Below are 20,548 nucleotides of genomic sequence, written 5' to 3' on the forward strand. Positions count from 1 at the left end.
TATATGTATTTATTTCTTGTGCTTGAACAACAACACTCCTAACAGAACAAGGAATGCCACAGCCATCATTGTCATTTCCAGCCAGTAATGGGAAGGTTCGACCCATATTTCGGTCAGGATGTCCCAACGTCCCAGGATCTCGACAAAAGTCCAGAAGATGATAACGGTAGGGATGGCGTAGCGGATGGCATAAGCCAGCTTCTTGATCTTCAGTAAACGAATAAACAGATAGATCGACCAGGCCAGCGAACCGAAAGCGATCAGCATCGTTACAGGGTGACGGTCGCCTAAGAACTCGTTATCGTAAGAGAAAAGCAATATCAGATAGCAGGTCCATAACAGAACATTCAGCTCCATAAAGGTTGTCATAGCTGCATTTCGAACGACCGGTTGAAGCTCTTCCACCGGCTGGCCGTAACGAATCTTACGCTGTATCCAGTTGAAGAAGTTACATCCCGAACGGGTACTAAAAATATAAAACAGCATAACGATCGCCCAGAAACCATACGAAGAGGGCATGATCAGATATTCCGGCTTCGTCACCACCTCACCGTTTTCAATGAGCGGCTGCACACCGAAACGGTTGGCAAAGTAGACATACCCGAACTCAATCCAGCCCGTCCATACAAACAGTCCACCGAACAGCCCCAGAAAAGTAGCCGAGCTCTCTTTGCGGGTGACAATACCGATCAGCAACATGATCAGACCTACCACTCCCAGCCCGAAAGCCGCAGGATAGAGAAGGTTATGACCCAACATTTTTTCCATCAGGATCATGGCGGCATGTCCTAACGGCATCGTGAAAAGAACGATCAGAAAGGACAGGATACCTGTCCAGGGTGAAGTCAGTTTCATTGATATACGTGTTTATTTTTATTGGTTCCAAAAGTAATAATAAATCTATTCAGGAACATAAATAATCTCCCCGTTTTCCATTTCGTAAGCAATACCCACTTTCTTTCCCTTCTTGCCCGACTTCTCCTGGCTTTCCGAAGGTTTGTACTTTGTGATGGTCTGACCTTCTTTCGTGATGATCTCCATATTCTCCTTACCGGGATTCTTCACCATCGTGTAATCCTCCTGCGAAAATATCTCCGTCATGTTGAACTTGGTAACCAATGCCACCATCAGGGCAACGGCAAAGACCATTGCCACGTCGAACAGATTCGACAACATTGCAACCGGATCATGGTCTTCGGCTGCATTCAGTATACGGCGGCGACTCATTCGTTTACGGCTTTAGAGGTTACTAACGTAGCTTTAGTTGCAGCAGGTTTCTCCCGGGAAAGTTCCGACAGGAAATCGAGATACACCAGGTCGGAAGTGAACCAACGCTGCTTCACCTGCAACAGGATAAAGCCGACTGCACCGGAGAACAATCCGAGTACGGTTGTAGCAAATGCTACCTGCATATTGTAGGCCATCGATGAAATATCACCGGTAGAAAGCCCCGCCAAAGCCGGCCCCATCGGGATCAGGGTTCCCATCAATCCGAGGATAGGACCGAATTTAACCAATACCTTATATTTTCCGAGTTCAGCATCTGCCGTTACTTCATATTCGGACAAGACGCGGTTGGCAACAGCTGTACTGTCAGTAGCCAATAATTGTCCGGCTGTTTGAGTAAACAAAGAATCCGGCTGTTCTTTCAATTCTTCCGAAAAAGTATGGATCGTGGAATGATCCAGCTGATCCATCCGCAAACGTAATTGTTTATCCTGTTTGATACGCTGGATATACTGACCGGCAAAGCCTCCCAGCATAATGACACTTTTAGCAAAGAAAAATAACAATCCTACAATAACGGGAACCAACAGCCCGTTCGAGATCCAGAATAATATATTTGATACTTGTTCCATAATGATACTTAGTGTTTCGTGTTTTTATGTTGTTTATAAATGCGGACAACATGTGTCCAGATATATCCAAGAAAGAAGATAGCCAGCAATACGCCCAATGTCCCCGCACATCCTACCCAGTCGACAGGAGAAGCATGGTTGTAAACAGTTGCCGACGGATGAAAGATCGTACAGCAGATAACGAGTACGCAGACAAAGAAGGTCAGGATCACGATCAGTTCGATCAACAGTTCTTTCTCTGCAATCAGTTTACGCATAAAGAAAGAGGCTAGGCCAAAGACTACGGTGACTCCTATTGCCAGTGCGATGCTTGTCTTCATAAAGTCGAATCCCGTCAATGTAAAGAATAAGGTAATATGAATATAATACAAAGCGGGGAAAACCAATAGGGACGGCATATACCGGAACAGCTTCGTGTACCAGCGGAAAGATTTGCCGTCTTCCCAGTCCTTTATACGGGCGATACAGAAATAACCGGACAGGAGCATATCCACCATCACCACGAGCGAAATGTTCATCATGGCCGACTGGGTAGACAATACCCGCTGCAACTCCAGCTTATTTACCTCCATCGCATACGGATGACAGAGCATCACAAAAGCGCCGAGCGAAAGGCTGAAGGCAAGCCTGTACCAGCGATTGGGCAACAGGCTTGTCATAAACAGGCTCTTCACGACTGCGAAAAGTGATAATAATAATAAGATATTATCCATTGTTATTTTCTCCTTTTATTCTTCCGGGTTCTCTTACGGATAAAGAATACAAGCAGGAAGATAACGACCAGCCAGAAGAAACTTATCAGAGCGAGACTGAACGACGACATATTCTCCGGCTTCACCGGCTCATTCGTCTGTACGCTCTTGTCTTTCTTTAGGACAACGCCTTTATCATCTCCTGAGATACTTTCGTTGCGGGCTGCTTCGACCTTTCCCTGATATTGTTTAGCCGATTCCGGCGACAATTGTTCGCCTATGAATATGCGCAACTTGGCATTATCACAAACGAAACCGCTACAACCGGCATCATATTTTTCTACCAACTCGGAATGGAGGGTAGCGATATTCTTCAACTGTTCAGGAGTCGCTTTCCAGTAACCTTTACGGGCGGTTTCCATCATAACGGCTGTCGCTTCCTGAAGGGCGGCGGGGTTCTCGCGCTCGAAGAAGTCTTTTACACCGACATTCAGTTTGTCGTTGACAAAGACTTCGTAATACTGATCCCAGATCTCATTGTCGATGGCTTTCGGCTTCATGACGTTCCAGCCGTATGTGTTACGGATGGTTTCCGACATGGCGTTGGCGGCAGAGGCTCCCTCCTTCATCTGTTCTTTCATGTAGACAGGATTAAATAGAGTCGAGCGGGTTTCGACACCGATAGCAGACTTCAGATCCTGTACACGGGCCTGGTGGCGGTTGCGCAGGTCGTTGAAGTAGGCATCCGGATCGTTACCTGTCACGTTGCGGACAGTCAGGCTGATACCTCCCATAAATTCATAGACATGGTCGAGACTGAGTGCGCCCCAGGTATTGCTCTGACGGGGTTGTACTACGGCTTCGGTATTTTGAAGCGCCGCTTCGAAGATACCCGGCTTGAAACTGCCGAAGTCTTTTTCATTACCGTAAGTGGCTCCCATATTGTTCAGGTAGACGTTGGATATCTCCGATTCGTTTTCCCATCGGTCGCCACTTTCTACCATAGAGGTGATACCGGTTCCGTACATGCCGTTGGCACCACCGAACACACGCTGGGTAGCATATTCGCGGGCCTCTTTCGGAGAGAAGCCTTTATCCAACAGGACGCGTTCGGCATCGTTACGGCCTTTGGCTACGTAGTTATCGTCACCATCACCGGCAGCGGCTGCCATATCCACTGCTTTCTGTATCAGGGTAAGGCGGGAGGATGCGACATCACGTAACTGGCCGGAAGTCTGTACGACGACATCCACACGAGGACGACCCAGGTCTTTAATATCGATCAGACGGATATCCAGTACCCGGTTGAACTGGTCGCGGATAGGCTCAACGCCTAACAGGTAAAGGATCTCACCGATCGTCGCTCCTTCGCTTTCGATGAAGCTGCCCGACCAAAGGGTGAAGCTGACCTTTTGAGGTGTTGCCCCGCCATGCGCTTTGGCATGTTCAGCTAACAGGATATTCGCCATTTCTTTTCCTTTCTCCCAGGCTGCGGGGGTCGGAGTGGCTTCAGCATTGATACCGTAAAGGTTACGTCCGGTAGGTAATACGTTGGGATCGGAGATCACATCGCCACCCGGACTGGGGGCTACGTAATGACCATTCAGTGCATTGATGAAGCCGTCCAGTTCCATCTGGGGACTGTTACGCAGGTATTCGCGGTAGTTATTTACGTTCTGGATAGCATGCTGGATATCTAAAACGGCGTTGGAGAACAGAACCTGTTCGCGGGTAACGGTATCCATCTGTTGGGAGGCTCCGCTAGTACCGTCGATTGGTTTGTGTTTCTTTCCCGTTGTATCTGCCGGCATACCTTTTGAGGTTGGCATATCCTTTGATGTCGGCATGTCCTTTTTAGCCGGCATACCGGCTGGCATCTGTTTTTTTGCATCGCCTGTCTGTTCGCCTTTCATTTTCTCTTCGAGCATCTTCTTCACGGAGTCGGGCATCTTTCCGGTTTTAGGGATACCGGCAGGATGGCCGTGTCCCATCTTCGGCTTCTTGCCGTCTTTGGCCTCTTCTGCCATCTTCGACATCATCATGGCCATCATCCGGTTCATCTTGGGTTCGGAAGCTTTCTTGATCATCTGAGCTTTTGCTACCGTTTCGGGAGAGACACCCAGCTGTGCCAGGAGAGCAGCATCGTTTGCCAGGGCAGGATTTGCCATCACCCGTGCAACGGCTTGTTGTGCTTTGCCCAGATAGTGTTCGTTGAAGAATGCTTTATTTTCGATTTGCTTGCGGGTTACTTTCTTCTGTACCTCATCGAGATTAGCCAGGCTGTATGCGATCGGCTCCGTGCACATCAGTTTTACGGAAGAAGCGATCTTCGATTCTTCGTATGGAACGCCCAACGTATATTGACCACCGACGATCTTTTCGGCACACAACTCTTCTGCGAAGTTCTCGATCTTCTCGATCTCAACGTCTGTATAGGCTTGTGTACGAATGCTGTCGAGTTGCAGGTCGCGGTGTAAACCCATGCCGATCGCTTTGTTCTTGATCTTCAGGTTCAGGGATTCGTCGCGCAAGTCGGTTGCGAGGTAACGCTTGATGTCGTTCAATAGATCGTCCACTTCACGACGAAGGCCGGTTTCGATAAAAGGCGGCGTGAGATGGGAGATCGTCGTGGCATAACTGCGGCGTTTGGCTATCAGACCTTCACCTACATCACTGATGGTATAGAGATAGAAATGCGGAAGCGAACCTACCAGGCGATCGGTCCAGTCGTCGGATGAGAGGGCGACCTGCTTGCCGGGAATAAATTCGAGGCTGCCGTGCGTACCGAAGTGGATCATGGCATCGGCCTTAAAATCTTTCTGCACCCAGAGGTAGGAGGCGATATAATGATGGGGAGGAATCTCATTCGAACCGTGAACGGCTGCGAAAGAGTTATCACCTGTGCCCTGTGTCGGCTGGGGAAGCAGTACCACGTTACCCAGGTCGATACGGGTAACGGCGATCTGTTCGATACCGTCCACTTCTTTCGTGTAGAAGTCACCCAGACCTCTTCCATGCTTGTTGACCAGTGTATCGAGCATAGCCGGAGTCAACAGGTCTTCCAGCCACGTACTGTATTGGGGAGAGGTTACCCAAGCCGGATAACCGGAGTTCAGGTACTTCTGAATATTGCCTTCGGCATAGGCATTAAACACCGGGCCCTGTTCGTTGATCAGGGCTTCGAAAGCCTTTTCCGTTGCAGGCAAAGCGGAGAGATCGTAGCCCTCCGCCTCCAGTTTCTTCAGGAAGTTATACAGGGAAGGAACTACTTCAAGGCCGGCAGCCGTCATGGCGTTCTTGCCCGGGCCTTTATAATAATAGATAGCTACCTTCTTATCTTTGTTCGGCAGGGTCTGCAGGCGCAGGTAGTTGGATACCATATCGGTGAACTGCGCCAGGCGACCGGGGATATTCTTAAAGAGATACAATCCGTCTTTATCGATAAACTGCGCATTGAGGGCAAACGGGGCAATGCCGCCATCCAGTTCGGGCATCACGATGCTCTGGCTCATAAAGCCGCCCGCCATACCGCGCTTGTCTGCCATCCAGTTGTCGTACGTATCGTTGATAGTGACCGGGCAGAACATCGGGACGTTATGCGCTTTCAGCCATTCCACAGCCTTCTCGCCCTGTCCCATCAACAAACGTCCGTGAGGCATATAAATAACAGCTGCCGGATCGATCTCTTCCAGCATCTTCAGACGACCGGCAAAACCGGACACAGGATACACATTCATATTCCGCTGTTCAAGGCTGACGATCAGGGAGTCGAGGTGATCTTTATTCGTATCGAACGGGCCTGCCATTCCAACGATAAGAGCTACTTTCGGTGCGTTCTCTTTATAGAAGCCTTTTTCTTTGTAATACTTCTCGAAATCGGCAACGGTTTCGAATACCCGTTCGTCGTCCAGATGGAACAGGACATCGGAGCTGATCTCCACCGGCTCTTGTATCTCTCCGGTAAAGGCGCTCTTGCCTGTCAGGTCCTTACGGATATAGTTGAACAAGCTACGGTAGTTAACGGAACCGCCGTTTGAAAGATAATCCGCCACCCGCTTGTTGCTGATGGAGTCGAGACTGCTGATATTGTTTACCGGATCGGTTACGGCTGTGGAGAAGACAGGTACATTCTTTTCCTTCAGCTTCTCCAGTACTGCACGATGTTCGTCTGTCATCCGGATACCCATACCGAAGATCAGGATCGCATCGTAGCGATTTAGTTTGTCGAAATCGTCGATCGACAATTGTTTCAGGTCGATAAAACCATTATCCAGGGATTTTGCCATTCGGGCAACCTGATAGTTGGGGAAGTTTACAAGAGCGACCTTTGTCGTGCCGGCCACCTTCACCCAGATCAGCCACGCGATCAATGCGAAAGCTACCAGTGCTCCTGTAATAATCAATTTCCGTTTCATTATTTATTGGTTTGTTGTTTGTTGAATTTTATCGGAATATTTCATCGATGTTTATGGACAGCCCGATCATACAGGTCGTACCCGGTGAGATCGGCGAATTGGAAGAATAATACTTCGGCTTATAATTAAAAATATTGTCCACGGTTACCTGAAGCAGGTAAGCACGATACAAACGTTGCGAGATCGTCATCTTCCAGGTCTGGTAACCGGGATAATGCACAGGCGTATAGGATGAACCTGTACTGCTCGCCTCATTCGTATCCAACTTGCCGAGGAAACGACCGTTTACCGCAACATTCAGATTATAATTCTTCTTCGACAGTTCGTAATTAATACCGAGTGTGGCCGAATGCGGACGGGTGGAAGATACATTTACACCATCCTGTTTCATATCTTCATGCACATAGGCATAAGCCGTTTTCACGGTGAAACCATACGGACATTTGACAGCCAGGTTGACATCCAGTCCGGCCAACTTCGACTTGTCGATGTTGGTATAGAAAGAAGTATCTTTATCAGCCGGAGTGGCTGCTGCCTGATAAAGAGAGGCAATCTTGTCGCTGATCTGATTGTAATATCCTACCACGGAGAGATTCACACGGTCGCGTGTATATTCGGCAGATAACGTTATATTATCACTGATTTCCGGCTTCAGGTCGGGATTGCCGTAAACGGTAAACCACCCCATGCCGCCCATATCCCAGTCCGTCCACATTTCTTTCAACGACGGGGCACGGAAGCCACGCGAATAAGAAGTACGGAACGTCATCGGTTTCAACTTATACATCAGCGAAACGTTCGGGCTGACATGCGCACCGAAAGAAGAATAATAGTCCATGCGTGCGCCATACACCAGGTTAAACTGCTCAGTGACATTGAAGTCGTGCTGTGCATAAAGGATATAATCTTCGATAGAATGTGCACCGCCGGAAAACTGATACGACATCAACTCGTCACGGAAATACTCCGCACCGCCTGTCAGCGTATTGCCGGGCGTGAAAGAATAGCTGTATTGTGCCCGTGCCGTTTGTTGCGTATTACGGTAATTCAATGAATCGACATCCTTCTTTTCGTAATAATCATATTTATTATACCGGTCGATCAGATAAGATACATCGAGATTCTGCTTGTCGGTAATCAGATAATTCATCCGCACGCTACCATTAAAGTTACGATAGCGGTCTTTCACCTTTTCATTATAGTTATCGACCTTACGGGTATAAAAACCGCCTTTCCCGGTGAAGACAATACGATCTGTCGCCTTCCATGTCAGTTTCTCGTTCACATTAATATCGTATCCCCCGTTGATCGCTGTTTCTTTACCGGTCGTATCCGTCAACAGATATGTATCCTTCTTTTTGTAGGTGAAAGATGTCAAGCTACTGACTTTATCTTTCTTCGCGCCGACAGTCGTTCCGTAACGCTGCTCGGCATAGCTCGCCTTGTCATTTTTGGCACCGAAGCCATACGAACCGTTCACGTTGACCGACCAGGGCTTGGAAGCCTCTTTCGTTATGATATTGACAACGCCGCCAATCGCGTTGGAACCATAAAGAGCCGAAGCCGCTCCTTTCACGATCTCGATCCGCTCGATGTTCTCTGCATTGAGGCGGTTGTAATCGACGTTGTTCAATGTCTCGCCTGCCATACGTTCGCCGTCGATCAGAAAGAGGACATACTTTCCGCTCATGCCCTGCATGTGGATAGCTGTCTGTCCGTCCATTTCGCGGGTAAACTCCAGGCCGGGTAATTCCGTTTCCAGCAGATCCTGTACGGTAACGGCATTAATCTTCTTTATGTCTTCGGATGTGATCACACGGGTGATGACAGGGGCGTCTTTCAGGAGCTTCGGGGTACGGGTAGCCGTCACTGTAACCTCATTCAGGTTCAGGGCATCTTCTTTGAGGCGGAAGTTTATCGTTGTGTCGTTATTCAGGAAGACACGCTGCTCGAAGGGGGCAAAGCCGGCGTATTTGACGATGAGATTATATTCACCCGGTTTTGTAATCTCCAGGCGGTAGTTCCCGTTCAAGTCGGAAGCCGTACCATGGGTCGTACCTTTTACCAGGATGTTGGCGTAGGGTAAGGTCTCGCCGTTCTCATCGGTAACACGACCGGAAACCTGCCGGGGCGTTTCACGCGCTGACAGGTTTCCGCATATCAGTATTGATGCAAGGATCAATAATGTTGTTTTCATATAAGAAAGGAGTATTCGTTATTTGAATGGGTAGACGTAATCGAATGTGATATGTCCTTTTACATTATCATCGTTTGTATAGTCGGTGAACTTGATCTTAGCATACTCACCCGATTTCAGCTTGATAACATAAACCACCCCGCTCATAGTATAAGAAGGAGGCATATTACTTAAATCGAGATTCATCCAACCAGTCAACACCTCATTCAGATCGGTAGTAGCATAGCCAATCTTGTTCTGCATCATACCGGAAGAATCAACCATCAGGCTATCCGTCTTGATATCTGCGGTATAGCCGCTGGAAGGGATAGCTGTAACTTTTGCCATATCACTTTCGGAAGTGGCAACAGCAGAAGCTCCGTTTGTTTTCACATCATAACGATGCAAAGCAAAATCCCAGTTGAAAGAAGTTTCATCTACACCGGCACGGGTTTCTACAATTCCTTTATAAGTTGCAACGAAAGGCATCGGCATGCCGGTCGGCTGGATAGTCATTACCAGATTGATGCTATCGCCGGCAATTCCACCTTTGCAGGCAACGTCCATACCGTTCACCACAATGGTTCCACCATTCAGAGCCCAGCATAAAGTATCGGCTGAGATCGTTGCACCGGCGGCAATGTCTCCCATCTGATAGTTACCAAAATTAAAGTCTTTTAAAAGCAGGCTGACCGAATCTGTTTCGAGACGACCGACTTCCAGCTTCAGATCTTCAACAGAACCATAATCTTTTCCCATTACAGTAATAGAAATGTCTCCGGAATACGTACCGGCTACCGGTTCTATCTCGTGAGTAACGGTTGCGCCATCGCTCAAGTTAAAATATACCCATTTATCGTAAGCTGTAGCGTCGAGTGTTGCGGTCTTTACCGTTTCTTCTGTCGGTTCTTCACCTCCACCACCATCATCATCACCGCCTCCTCCATTATCGACAGGATCATCATCGCCACAGGCGGAAAACATAGTCAGAGAGCCGACTAGCAGCATCGCTAATAAGTAAAAATTCTTTTTCATTGCGTTCTATTATTTAAAAGTAATATATTCCGACCGCAAAGTTCCGGGTTTCTGAAAGAATGTGAAATCCCTAAAAAGGGGTATAAAAAAGGGTGGGGTTACCTAGTTGTAGGTATTTTATGGAAAAGGGAGGGGGGAGAAATAATAAAGGGGTGTGTAATAAGTAATTACTATCAGTCATTACTAAAATATACACAAAAGTTCAACTCTAATAATAATTGGAACACTAACTTCTGATAAAAAGTGAATCTGTATCATTATTTTACTTTACATGATAAAATAGCATTAAAACCATTCACCGTTCACCTGCAACGATATAATATATTGTAAAACAGCGCATAAGGTATCGTATTTCAGGATGAATGGTTGCTCGAAAAGGTGAATGGTCTATATAAACCTTTCACCTTTATCTTTTAAGGATTACTTATTATTACTACTTATACTATTGAACACTAAGTGGAAAGTCAGGACTAATTAAGCCGGATCTCATAGTTTGTTAGCTTAATGACCTACGTCGGCAAGCTTACTGAGCATCGTCGTTAAGCTTTGCGACCTAGGTAGTTAAGCTTAACGACGGAGGTCCTTGGATTTATAAGTAATAACTAAAGGGTTAGTTTATAATAGGTTTGATGATAATGGATCATGATAGGGGAGTTAGTGTATATCAATAGATTCAAAACTGATAATAATTGAACTTCCGACTACCTACATATAGCTACTCCCACCCCCCTTTTGCCCCTCTTTTTTTACCTATAATCGGTGATTGATGCGCTTTCCTTTTCGCCCGACCTTTGCATCGGTTTTTAATAACGGTAAAAAAATTGAATACATTGAAAGCGATTGTAAGAGGATCGATGATCTTGCTTACCCTTGTTTTTGTTGCCCTGGCAGCAAAAGCACAGAAGGAAGCGATGATCTCGGGGAAGATATTATCTACGGAAAAAGAAATAGTTGATTTTGCAACAGTCTATCTCAAAGGCACAAACTACGGCGGTACAACGAATGAAGAAGGTATCTACCATCTGAAAGCACCCGCAGGGAATTATACACTGGTAGTATCCGCCATCGGCTATACGACCGTAGAGAAAGCAGTCCGGCTGATCGACGGCGAACGCACGAAACAAAACCTGACCATCTCACCGCAGGTAGAAGAACTGGATGAAGTTGTCGTCGTTTCCAACGGGATAAGTCGTTTGAAACGTTCCGCCTTCAACGCCATTGCGGTAGACACCAAAGAACTTCAGAACTCCACCAAGAGCCTGAGCGATGCCCTTTCGAAAGCGCCGGGGATGAAACTCCGTGAGTCGGGCGGTGTCGGATCGGATATGCAGCTGATGCTGGACGGTTTCAGCGGAAAACATGTGAAGGTGTTTATCGACGGCGTACCGCAGGAAGGGGTCGGCAATTCGTTTGCGCTGAACAATATCCCCGTCAACTTTGCCGAACGCATCGAAGTCTACAAAGGCGTTGTACCCGTCGGCTTCGGGACGGATGCCATCGGCGGCGTGGTTAATATTGTGACGAATAAAAAGCGCCGTAACTGGTTCCTCGATGCCTCCTATTCCTACGGATCGTTCAATACCCATAAATCGTATGTCAACTTCGGGCAGACGCTGGATAACGGTTTCACTTACGAGATCAACGCTTTCCAGAACTATTCGGACAACGATTATTACGTGGATGCCCCGGTGAAGGATTTCGAAACCGGACGGCTCGATACGGAAAATAAAGAACGCGTGAAACGTTTCAACGACACCTACCATAATGAAGCCGTGATCGGAAAGGTCGGCTTCGTCAACAAGAACTGGGCGGACCGCCTGCTATTGGGCTTCACCTATTCGAACATGTACCAGGAGATACAGACCGGCGTACGCCAGAATACGGTCTACGGCGAGAAGCACCGGAAAGGCCATTCGCTGATGCCGTCGCTCGAATACAACAAACGCGACCTGTTGACCAAAGGGCTCGACCTGGTTTTCACCGCCAATTACAATAAGAACCTGACGACCAACATCGACACCTCTGCCTACGAATATAACTGGCGCGGCGAGAAGCACCTGATGAATTCGCGTGGCGAGCAATCGTACCAGCATACACGGTCGGACAACAATAACTGGAATGGTACGGTAACGGTCAATTACCGTCTGGGCCGCGCCCATTCTTTCACTTTCAACAATGTACTGACCGCTTTCCGCCGTTCCAACACCTCGCTGTTGACCAACGAGGAACTGACGGATGCCATCGACAAGCAGACGCGCAAGAACATTGCCGGTCTGTCGTATCGACTGATGCCGTCGGAGCACTGGAACCTCTCCGTCTTCGGCAAGCATTACAACCAGTATGTAGCAGGTCCGATGGCGACCGACAATACGAGTTCCGAATATGTCCGCACTTCCCGTAGCGTCAGTTCCCTGGGATACGGTGCAGCAGGTACTTACTTCGTTCTGCCGGGATTGCAGGCAAAACTCTCCTACGAGAAAGCCTACCGCCTCCCCACCATCGAAGAGATGTTCGGTAACGAAGACCTCGAAATGGGTGACATCGGCATCAAACCGGAAAAAAGCGACAACGTGAACCTGAATATCAGCTACAACAAGACACTGGGCAAGCACGGCGTTTACGTCGAAGGGGGCCTGATCTACCGTAACACCAACGATTATATCCAGCGTAACATCACCGACCTGAGTGGCGGTAAGCAGGCTGCGAGCTACATCAACTACGGCAAAGTACTGACCAAAGGATACAACCTCTCCGCCCGTTACAGTTTCTCGAACTGGCTGAGCGTAGGAGGAAACTATACGCAAATGAACGTTCGCGACAACCAAAAAACGGCGATCGGCAGCAGCGCGGAAAACATCGCCTACAAAGAGCGTATGCCGAACCTGCCCTACCGTTTTGCCGACTCTGACGTGACGCTCTACTGGCGTAACCTCTGGAAGAAAGGCAATACATTGATCTTTACATACGACAATCAATATCTGCATAGTTTCACGTATTATTCCTCCATCATCGGATCGAATAAAGGTGAATATGTAGTCCCCAACCAGTTCTCTCACAATCTGACCTTGTCTTACAGCCTTCAGAACGGACGTTACAACATCTCGTTCGAATGCCGCAACTTCACCGACGAGAAGCTATACGACAATTTCAGCTTGCAGAAAGCGGGACGGGCATTCTACGGAAAGTTCCGTATCTACTTAGGCAATTAATTTCCAAATAAATAGTATAAATCAAATAATAAAACAAACATGAAGAAGAATTTCTTTTTAACAGGCCTGTTCGCAACCGCGATGGCCGGACTGACACTGACAGCGTGTGACGACGATCCGACTAACGGCGGAGGAAACGACGGCGGAGAAGAAGAAAACAATGCAGAATATGTAATCGCCGCCTCCGTTACGGCTTCCGGAAATACAACCAACGTATTGGTAACCTCCGAATCGCTGGACGAAGGCACAGTCACCACCAAAAACAACGGTGTCGTGAACGACGGTGCAACCTACTGGGTATTCTTTAAGAACCAATACCTCTACGCCCTCACTTACAACCAGGGTGAAGCCGGAGGCACCCGCTCTTATATCATGGAATCTCCAGGGGAATTAAAGAAACGTTCTGCCGAATTCAATGTAAAGCGTTTTACCTCCTACGGTATCTATGATAAATATATCATGACTTCCTCTACCGGCGACGGCCCGACAGACTGGAGTGACGAAAACGGTTACACTCCGAAAGTATTCCTGTTGTCTTACCTCGATCCCGCAGCTGAAACATTCACCACCAACGACACACAGAACAAAGCCTATTTGTCTGAAAACTTCCTGGGTAACGGTGAATATGTAACCCTGGCAGGTATCCTGGAACACAACAACAAGATTTACAGTGCCGCCATCCCGATGGGTCTGAGCCAGTACGGTACAAAAGACCAGGGCGGCAAATGGGTGAAAGCCGGCAACGAAGACCTGGTAAAAAAAGAATCGGGCGGTTCCAATAGTAGCGCATACAAGAAAGACGAATTGCAGTGGACACAATACCCGAACGAATGTTGGGTAGCCATCTTCGACGATGCCAACATGACCAGCAAGAAACTGATCAAGACAGACAGAATCAGCTATGCTGCCGGACGCTTCAAGTCTCAGTATTATCAAATGATCTGGGCAGCCGACAACGGTGATGTGTACGTATTCTCTCCGAGCTACGCCAAGACGATGACCGACGCCCGTCAGCAGACAACATTGCCTGCCGGTGTAGTACGCATCCCGAGTGGAAGCACTGACTTCGACGATTACTATTGCGACCTGGAAGCAATAACCAACGGTAACTCTTTCCTTCGCACCTGGCATATCACAGACGACTATTTCCTGTTGTTGATGTATGACAAACCATTCTCCAACGCTGATCGCGTAGCCAACCAGTTAGCTATCTTCAAAGCTGGCGACAAGAAGTTGACATACGTAACAGGTCTTCCTTCAACAGACACAATCAGCGGCTTCGGCGATGCTCCGTATGTTGAAAACGGCACTGCTTACGTAACAGTAACCTTCAACGAAGGCGGCGGCAACCCGGTTATCTACAAGATCGATCCGGCAACAGCCGCGGCAACAAAGGGTCTGACAATCGAAGCTACCCAGGTGAGCGGTGTCGGCAAACTGACAGTCGCTAAATAATAACGATTAAGATAAAAGATGATTCGTATTCACATCTTTCTTATACTCCTCCTGCTCCCGCTAACCATGCGGAGCCAGGAGGATATTTGTATAGGAAAGAAACATAGCCTTTACTCCACGGTCTTACAGGAAGAGCGAAACTACTGGGTACACCTGCCCGACAGCTACGGACGGGATACAACGCAGCATTACCAGGTGATCTACCTGCTCGACGGGGATGCATTCTTCCATTCGGTAGTCGGCATCAGCCGGACATTCACTACGGTCAAGGGTAGGCATCTTCCCCCGAGTATCATCGTCGGTGTACTGAACGTCGACCGTACGCGCGACCTGACACCTACCGCTTCGGCAGCAGGCAGGGACGGAAAGATTGCCCCTGATGCCGTTCCCCAAGGTGGCGGAAGCGAACTCTTCAGCCGCTTTCTGACGGAGGAGCTTCGCAATGTAATAGACAACAGCTATCGTACCAACGGAAAGAATATGTTGATAGGCCATTCCTATTCCGGATTGTTTACCCTCAACACATTCCTACATCATACCGACCTGTTCGACACCTACCTAGCTGTCGATCCAAGCCTGTGGTGGGATCGGGGCAAGTTGTCGGAAGAAGCTGCCTCGCTGATTGCAGGAAAGGATTTCACAGGGAAAAGCCTGTATATCGGTGTCGCTTCCAAGAAACGTACCGACCGGGTGGACATCCACCTCAACAAAGTAAACCACCTCCTGAAAGAGGTCTTGCCGCAGGCCGGAAACCTGCGTTTCTTTAGTAAATCATTCCCCGAAGAGAACCACGGAACAGTCGCTATTCCGGGAATATACGACGGGATCAAACAACTATATGGTAAATGAGAAAGTTATTTGCAAAGATACATTTATGGTTATCGATACCTTTTGGCATCATCATCGCGATTGTCTGCCTGACAGGTGCGATATTGGTATTTGAAACGGAGATATTGGAAGTGTGCTATCCTTCCCGCTATTTCGTCAAAGAGGTAAAAGGGGAACCGCTTACGCCTGCCGCCCTGCTCAGTTCGGCACGCCAACAATTGCCCGATTCCATCCAAATAAACGGCATCCGTGTTTCGCAGGACCCCAAACGTACCTGGCAGGTGGTATTGCCGGGCAAAAAAGCTGCCGCTTTCATCAACCCCTATACCGCAGAGATCACCGGCATCGACGACGGACAAGGTTTCTTTATGCAAATGATGCGCCTGCACCGCTGGCTGCTCGACTCCTACAAACGCGATGGCAGCTTCTCGTTAGGCAAAGCCGTTGTAGGCTACGCGACACTGGTAATGGCTATCATCCTGATAAGTGGCGTGGTGATCTGGTATCCCCGCAACAAGAAAGCCCTGAAGAACCGCCTAAAGATAAAAACCAAATCCGGCTGGTATCGTTTCTTCTACGACCTGCATGTCTCGGGAGGTTTCTACGCCACCCTGCTCCTGCTCGTCCTAACGCTGACGGGCTTAACCTGGTCTTTCGGCTGGTACCGCGATGCTTTCTATACCGTCTTCGGTGTCGAAACGACCCAACCGCAGGCACATGCTCCCGCTCCATCCGATTCCAAAGGGAAGTCTAAAGAAAGAGGTTCCCATGAAAGAGGTTCCAAAGAAAAGCCGTCCGGAGAAAAAAGGGAAGGTAACAAAGGCGGACACTCCTCGGAAAGAGAAAAGAAGAATCGTGCAGAAGCCGATTATACCCAATGGGCTACGGTCTTAGCCGACCTGCAAAGTCGTTATCCGAAATATAACTCCATCACCATCCAGAACGGTTCTGCCACCGTATCTGCCGCTCAATACGGCAATACCCGGGGAAGCGACCGTTATACTTTCGATCCGACAAACGGAGAAATCACGGATGTGCAACTATACAAAGACCTTCCTAAGTCCGGAAAGATCAGAGGATGGATCTATTCCGTACACGTTGGTTCATGGGGCGGCATGACGACTCGTATACTGTCTTGCCTCATCTCCTTCCTCGGAGCGGTATTCGCCCTGACCGGTTATTATTTCTGGATCAAGAAGAAGCTCCGGAGGAAAAAGTAACCTGTTGCAGGACGATTATTCGCGAATCAATCCTACATTTGTATATTAATACATTGATTTGATGAAAGTTTATCCGCTGATTGTCCTGTGTTGTTTATTACCCATGCATCTGTTTGCCCAATTATTGACAGGCAAGATAACAGATGTGTCGGGAGAAGCGATCCCCAATGCCACTTTATACATTCGTGAAGTAGCATTGGGGATTACTGCCGATGACAACGGTGAATTCCAGGCTTCCCTGAAGAAAGGTTCCTACACCTGCGACTTCAGTTCTTTAGGATATGAGCGAAAGACTCTTCCTCTGACAATCGACAAAGCTGAAACACACCTCTCCGTAGCCATGGAAAAGAAAGTCTACGCCCTGAAAGAGGTCATTATCTCCGCCAACCGCGAAGACCCGGCCTATGCCATCATGCGGAAAGCAATCGGCATGGCTCCTTTTTATCTCCACCAAATAGAGAAATACGAATCGTCCATCTATGTAAAAGGAAGTGTAAAGGTTGAAAAGATTCCCCGGCTCATGACTTTCGGATCAAACGGCAAAAAGTTGAAGAACCTCACCAACAAGCTCTTCTTAATAGAGTCGCAGAACGAAGTCAGCTTCACTTCCCCCAACCGGTATGAACAGAAAGTGCTTGCCTTCTCTTCCACCCTTCCCGCCGATATCGATGCCGGACAGGTTATGTCTGTCATGACTGCCAACATATACGATCCGAACGCTTTCGGCAGGATCTCCCCTTTAGCCCCGGGAGCCTTCTCATACTACAAATTCGCATTGGAAGGTATCAGCATGGAAGGAGAACACATGATTAACAAAATACGTGTACAACCTAAAAAGAATAACCCTAAGCTGGTCAGCGGTTGGTTATATATCATCGAAAACAGTTGGAACGTACAGAGTGCCGATTTAAGTGCTACCGAACTGGGGGTTACCATCCGTTTCACTGCCACCTACAACGAAGTGAAACCTTCCGCCTTTCTCCCCACCGCCTACGACATCGATATGAAAGTAGATGCCATGGGAGTAAAAGCTACCGGCAAATATTATTCCTCCGTCCAATACAAAACCGTCGAACTCAGCGGAGCAGCCCAAGCCGCCAGTCCCAAATTACAGAAACAACTGAATACTTTAGCCACCAAAGAAGAACTCAGTAACCGGGAAGCCTACAAAATGGCGAAGCTGATGAAAGAGACGACCGAACCGGAAGAAACAAAGAAAGAACGGGAGTCGCTCGAAATCAATCCGGGCAATGCGAACATCAAAGTGACAGTCGACACCCTGGCGGGAACCCGCGATTCCACCTATTGGGAAACGATCCGCAAGCAACCGCTGAAGAAAGATGAAATCGTAAGCTATCAGGTCAGAGACAGCCTGAAAACAAAAATGGAAACCCTACGGAGCAAGGACTCTTTACAGAACCGCACTCCCGCCTATTGGATCGGCAAACTGATCACCGGCGAAAGTTTCCCATTGAACAAGAAGGTACAGTTCGGATATAGCGGATTGCTCAGGGCATGCCCGCAATATGACTTTGTAGATGGTTTCTGGTTGGGACAGCAATTCACATTGCGCACCAGCTTTACGGAAAGCCGCTCATTAACCGTCTCCCCCTCCCTCTATTACACCACAACGGGAAAGAGCGTAAACTGGCAGATCGACGGAAGTTACCAGTATGCTCCCATGCGTCGGGGCAACGTATCCCTCTCCGGAGGACAAACTACAGCCGATTACAACGGGGAAAGCGGAACACTCCTGGCGATCAATTCCATTGCATCCCTATTCTTCGGTGAGAATCCGGTGAAGTTCTACAAAAAGAAATTCGTCGCCCTTTCCAATACTGTCGAGTTGGCTAACGGCCTGCCATTGACCACCGGTATCAGTTATGAAAAACGCAACGCATTACACAACCGTCAATCCTATAACTTCTTCGGGAATACCCCTTCCTCCAATTTACCCAACGGCCAATTAATGCCTATGCCGGATAATTCAGCGATGAAAGTAAAGATCCGGCTGGCTTATACGCCTCAATACCACTATTGGAAACACCGAGGGAAGAAGATGTATATCTATTCCGACTATCCGACTTTCTCCATACAATATGAAGCCGGAATATCCACAGGCTCCAAAGAGTCCGCCTCCTTCAACAAACTGGAAGGCAATATCAGCCAGACAATAAAGATAAGTGAGTTCGACAGGATCGGTTATACTGTTAACGGTGGAAAGTTCCTTTCCAACAAACGGGTCTATTTCCCGGACTTCAAACATTTCGACACCAACGAACTGTTCATTACCGGAAGCTCACTGGATAACAGTTTCTGTTTGTTCGATAATTATATTTACTCTACCGACAAGCAATGGTTACAGGCTCATTTGAACTACACGTCCGATTATTTGCTGTTCAAGCGATTACCTTTCCTGCAAAAGTATATGTTCAATGAAGCACTCCATGCCCGTACGCTTTGGATACCCGGTAAAAGTTATTCCGAGTTCGGGTATTCTGTCGGATTCAGCAATATTGCACGGATCGGTGTCTTTGTCGGCCTGGAGAAAGGAAAGTACGATGCCGTCGGCTTCACGATCAGCCTGCCGGTACTAAAATCGATGGGCATAAAATAAAGTCCTATGCCTTTAACCGGTATTCCGAAGGAGCAATATTATACTTCCGTTTAAACGCCGTACAGAAATGTCCCTGGTAGTCATACCCGACCAGGCTGGCTACCTCGGCTATCGTCTTATTGGTATCCAACAGATAATGAACCGCCATATTCATGCGGTAATCGAACAAATAATTAAATACAGTCGTCCGGAACGCCTGCTTGAAACCGGCTTTCAACGTACACTCGTTCGTCCCGACACGCAAAGCCAGATCACGCAACGACGGAGGGTTCAGATACTCGGTGCAGATAATATCCCGCGCCTGGTAAATCTTATCCCGGTCAGATACAGATACCGGTTTCTCTCTCGTCTCTTCCTTCCCTTCCGTCTCCCGTATAAAGAGCGACAGGCATTCAACCACCTTTGCCTCCAGGTACATCGGCGAAGCATTTCCCATCATCCGCGACAACTCGATATCGTTCAATGCCGTATCCAGCGTTATAGGGATCGGGATATTCTCGGGAGCCATAAAGAAAGTCTCCCCGCTGTCGAGCCGCAGGTATGCCTTCTCGAAATATTCAGGATAACGCTCCGACAGATGGCGGAAGAAATCGGGCGACACCAATACATTCGTCATACCGAAAGTCTCCCCTTTGCTGAATTGATTATGCTCTTCTTTGATACCCGAACTGACCATGATATTCGTATGTCCTTCCGCCCAGACTCGCCTGTCTCGCGTATCCGACATAAAGCATTCGACCTGCCCCTGATGGACAAAAGAAAGCCCCATAAAAGAACAATCCGTATTCCGGGAGCGCAGGCAACAATCTTCCTTACAGTATATCTGGTACTTCGCGACATTGAAATCCCTGCATTTAAACTCGGAGATCGTATAGGTAAGTAACTCGTTCCCCATATTCCAGCTACTCTCTTCCAGCCTGCCGGAGCCATTGGTGGAGAAGTAACTTATATCCGGCATTTCCAGGGCGATCGTGTCTCTTCCGCGAGATGAAAGTTCGATGTGTATCATTTTTTCCGTCAGATTAAAATGCAATTCCTTCTT

General features: G+C 48.1%; 13 protein-coding genes. 5 read left to right on the forward strand and 8 right to left on the reverse strand.

What is annotated here, in order from left to right; translation table 11 throughout:
• Positions 1-9: 9 nt before the first annotated feature.
• From BQ7394_RS20170 to BQ7394_RS20200, 7 genes are read right to left on the reverse strand one after another with little or no spacing between them, the layout of a single operon-like run.
• Entirely contained in the window at positions 10-855 is an 846-nt protein-coding gene (locus BQ7394_RS20170; protein ID WP_075559043.1) for a hypothetical protein, read from the reverse strand.
• 45 nt (positions 856-900) lie between these two features.
• Positions 901-1,227: a DUF2149 domain-containing protein gene (locus tag BQ7394_RS20175; RefSeq protein WP_075559044.1), complete on the reverse strand. Its 327-nt coding sequence runs from the start codon at positions 1,225-1,227 to the stop codon at positions 901-903.
• Positions 1,224-1,859 carry a MotA/TolQ/ExbB proton channel family protein gene (locus tag BQ7394_RS20180; protein WP_075559045.1) on the reverse strand — a complete coding sequence of 212 codons (636 nt, stop codon included), beginning with the start codon at positions 1,857-1,859 and terminating at the stop codon, positions 1,224-1,226. The genes BQ7394_RS20175 and BQ7394_RS20180 overlap by 4 nt, the downstream gene beginning before the upstream one ends.
• 8 nt (positions 1,860-1,867) lie before the next feature.
• Positions 1,868-2,572 (reverse strand): hypothetical protein, encoded by a 705-nt coding sequence (locus BQ7394_RS20185; RefSeq protein ID WP_075559046.1) that lies wholly within the window; start codon positions 2,570-2,572, stop codon positions 1,868-1,870.
• Positions 2,573-2,574: 2 nt separating this feature from the next.
• Entirely contained in the window at positions 2,575-6,966 is a 4,392-nt protein-coding gene (locus tag BQ7394_RS20190) for a cobaltochelatase subunit CobN (protein ID WP_075559047.1), read from the reverse strand.
• Between the two features lie 28 nt (positions 6,967-6,994).
• A complete protein-coding gene (locus BQ7394_RS20195; RefSeq protein WP_075559048.1) occupies positions 6,995-9,163 on the reverse strand; it encodes a TonB-dependent receptor in 2,169 nt (722 codons plus the stop codon).
• Between the two features lie 18 nt (positions 9,164-9,181).
• Positions 9,182-10,177, reverse strand: a complete 996-nt coding sequence (locus tag BQ7394_RS20200; protein WP_075559049.1) for an HmuY family protein — start codon at positions 10,175-10,177, stop codon at positions 9,182-9,184.
• 911 nt (positions 10,178-11,088) lie between these two features.
• Between BQ7394_RS20200 and BQ7394_RS20205 the strand changes: the two genes are divergently transcribed.
• The 5 genes from BQ7394_RS20205 (at position 11,089) to BQ7394_RS20225 (ending at position 19,506) form a co-directional block, all read left to right on the forward strand.
• Positions 11,089-13,386: a TonB-dependent receptor gene (locus BQ7394_RS20205; protein WP_374048137.1), complete on the forward strand. Its 2,298-nt coding sequence runs from the start codon at positions 11,089-11,091 to the stop codon at positions 13,384-13,386.
• Positions 13,387-13,425: 39 nt separating this feature from the next.
• Positions 13,426-14,841, forward strand: a complete 1,416-nt coding sequence (locus BQ7394_RS20210) for a DUF4374 domain-containing protein (RefSeq protein ID WP_075559051.1) — start codon at positions 13,426-13,428, stop codon at positions 14,839-14,841.
• Positions 14,842-14,859: 18 nt separating this feature from the next.
• Positions 14,860-15,690 (forward strand): alpha/beta hydrolase, encoded by an 831-nt coding sequence (locus BQ7394_RS20215; protein WP_075559052.1) that lies wholly within the window; start codon positions 14,860-14,862, stop codon positions 15,688-15,690.
• Positions 15,687-16,889 (forward strand): PepSY-associated TM helix domain-containing protein, encoded by a 1,203-nt coding sequence (locus BQ7394_RS20220; protein ID WP_075559053.1) that lies wholly within the window; start codon positions 15,687-15,689, stop codon positions 16,887-16,889. Before BQ7394_RS20215 ends, BQ7394_RS20220 begins: the two co-directional genes overlap by 4 nt.
• 61 nt (positions 16,890-16,950) lie before the next feature.
• Positions 16,951-19,506 (forward strand): DUF5686 family protein, encoded by a 2,556-nt coding sequence (locus BQ7394_RS20225; protein WP_075559054.1) that lies wholly within the window; start codon positions 16,951-16,953, stop codon positions 19,504-19,506.
• Between the two features lie 4 nt (positions 19,507-19,510).
• On the opposite strand, the gene BQ7394_RS20230 is transcribed toward BQ7394_RS20225, so the two are convergent.
• A complete protein-coding gene (locus BQ7394_RS20230; RefSeq protein ID WP_075559055.1) occupies positions 19,511-20,515 on the reverse strand; it encodes a helix-turn-helix transcriptional regulator in 1,005 nt (334 codons plus the stop codon).
• Between the last annotated feature and the right edge of the window lie 33 nt (positions 20,516-20,548).

The sequence above is a fragment of the Parabacteroides timonensis genome, assembly GCF_900128505.1.
Classification (GTDB): Bacteria; Bacteroidota; Bacteroidia; order Bacteroidales; family Tannerellaceae; genus Parabacteroides; species Parabacteroides timonensis.

Bases quoted from the DNA above. Each gene is read 5' to 3' on its own strand.
- BQ7394_RS20170 (WP_075559043.1), bottom strand. From the start codon at position 855: ATGAAACTGACTTCACCCTGGACAGGTATCCTGTCCTTTCTGATCGTT.
- BQ7394_RS20175 (WP_075559044.1), bottom strand. From the start codon at position 1,227: ATGAGTCGCCGCCGTATACTGAATGCAGCCGAAGACCATGATCCGGTT.
- BQ7394_RS20180 (WP_075559045.1), bottom strand. From the start codon at position 1,859: ATGGAACAAGTATCAAATATATTATTCTGGATCTCGAACGGGCTGTTG.
- BQ7394_RS20185 (WP_075559046.1), bottom strand. From the start codon at position 2,572: ATGGATAATATCTTATTATTATTATCACTTTTCGCAGTCGTGAAGAGC.
- BQ7394_RS20190 (WP_075559047.1), bottom strand. From the start codon at position 6,966: ATGAAACGGAAATTGATTATTACAGGAGCACTGGTAGCTTTCGCATTG.
- BQ7394_RS20195 (WP_075559048.1), bottom strand. From the start codon at position 9,163: ATGAAAACAACATTATTGATCCTTGCATCAATACTGATATGCGGAAAC.
- BQ7394_RS20200 (WP_075559049.1), bottom strand. From the start codon at position 10,177: ATGAAAAAGAATTTTTACTTATTAGCGATGCTGCTAGTCGGCTCTCTG.
- BQ7394_RS20205 (WP_374048137.1), top strand. From the start codon at position 11,089: ATGATCTCGGGGAAGATATTATCTACGGAAAAAGAAATAGTTGATTTT.
- BQ7394_RS20210 (WP_075559051.1), top strand. From the start codon at position 13,426: ATGAAGAAGAATTTCTTTTTAACAGGCCTGTTCGCAACCGCGATGGCC.
- BQ7394_RS20215 (WP_075559052.1), top strand. From the start codon at position 14,860: ATGATTCGTATTCACATCTTTCTTATACTCCTCCTGCTCCCGCTAACC.
- BQ7394_RS20220 (WP_075559053.1), top strand. From the start codon at position 15,687: ATGAGAAAGTTATTTGCAAAGATACATTTATGGTTATCGATACCTTTT.
- BQ7394_RS20225 (WP_075559054.1), top strand. From the start codon at position 16,951: ATGAAAGTTTATCCGCTGATTGTCCTGTGTTGTTTATTACCCATGCAT.
- BQ7394_RS20230 (WP_075559055.1), bottom strand. From the start codon at position 20,515: ATGATACACATCGAACTTTCATCTCGCGGAAGAGACACGATCGCCCTG.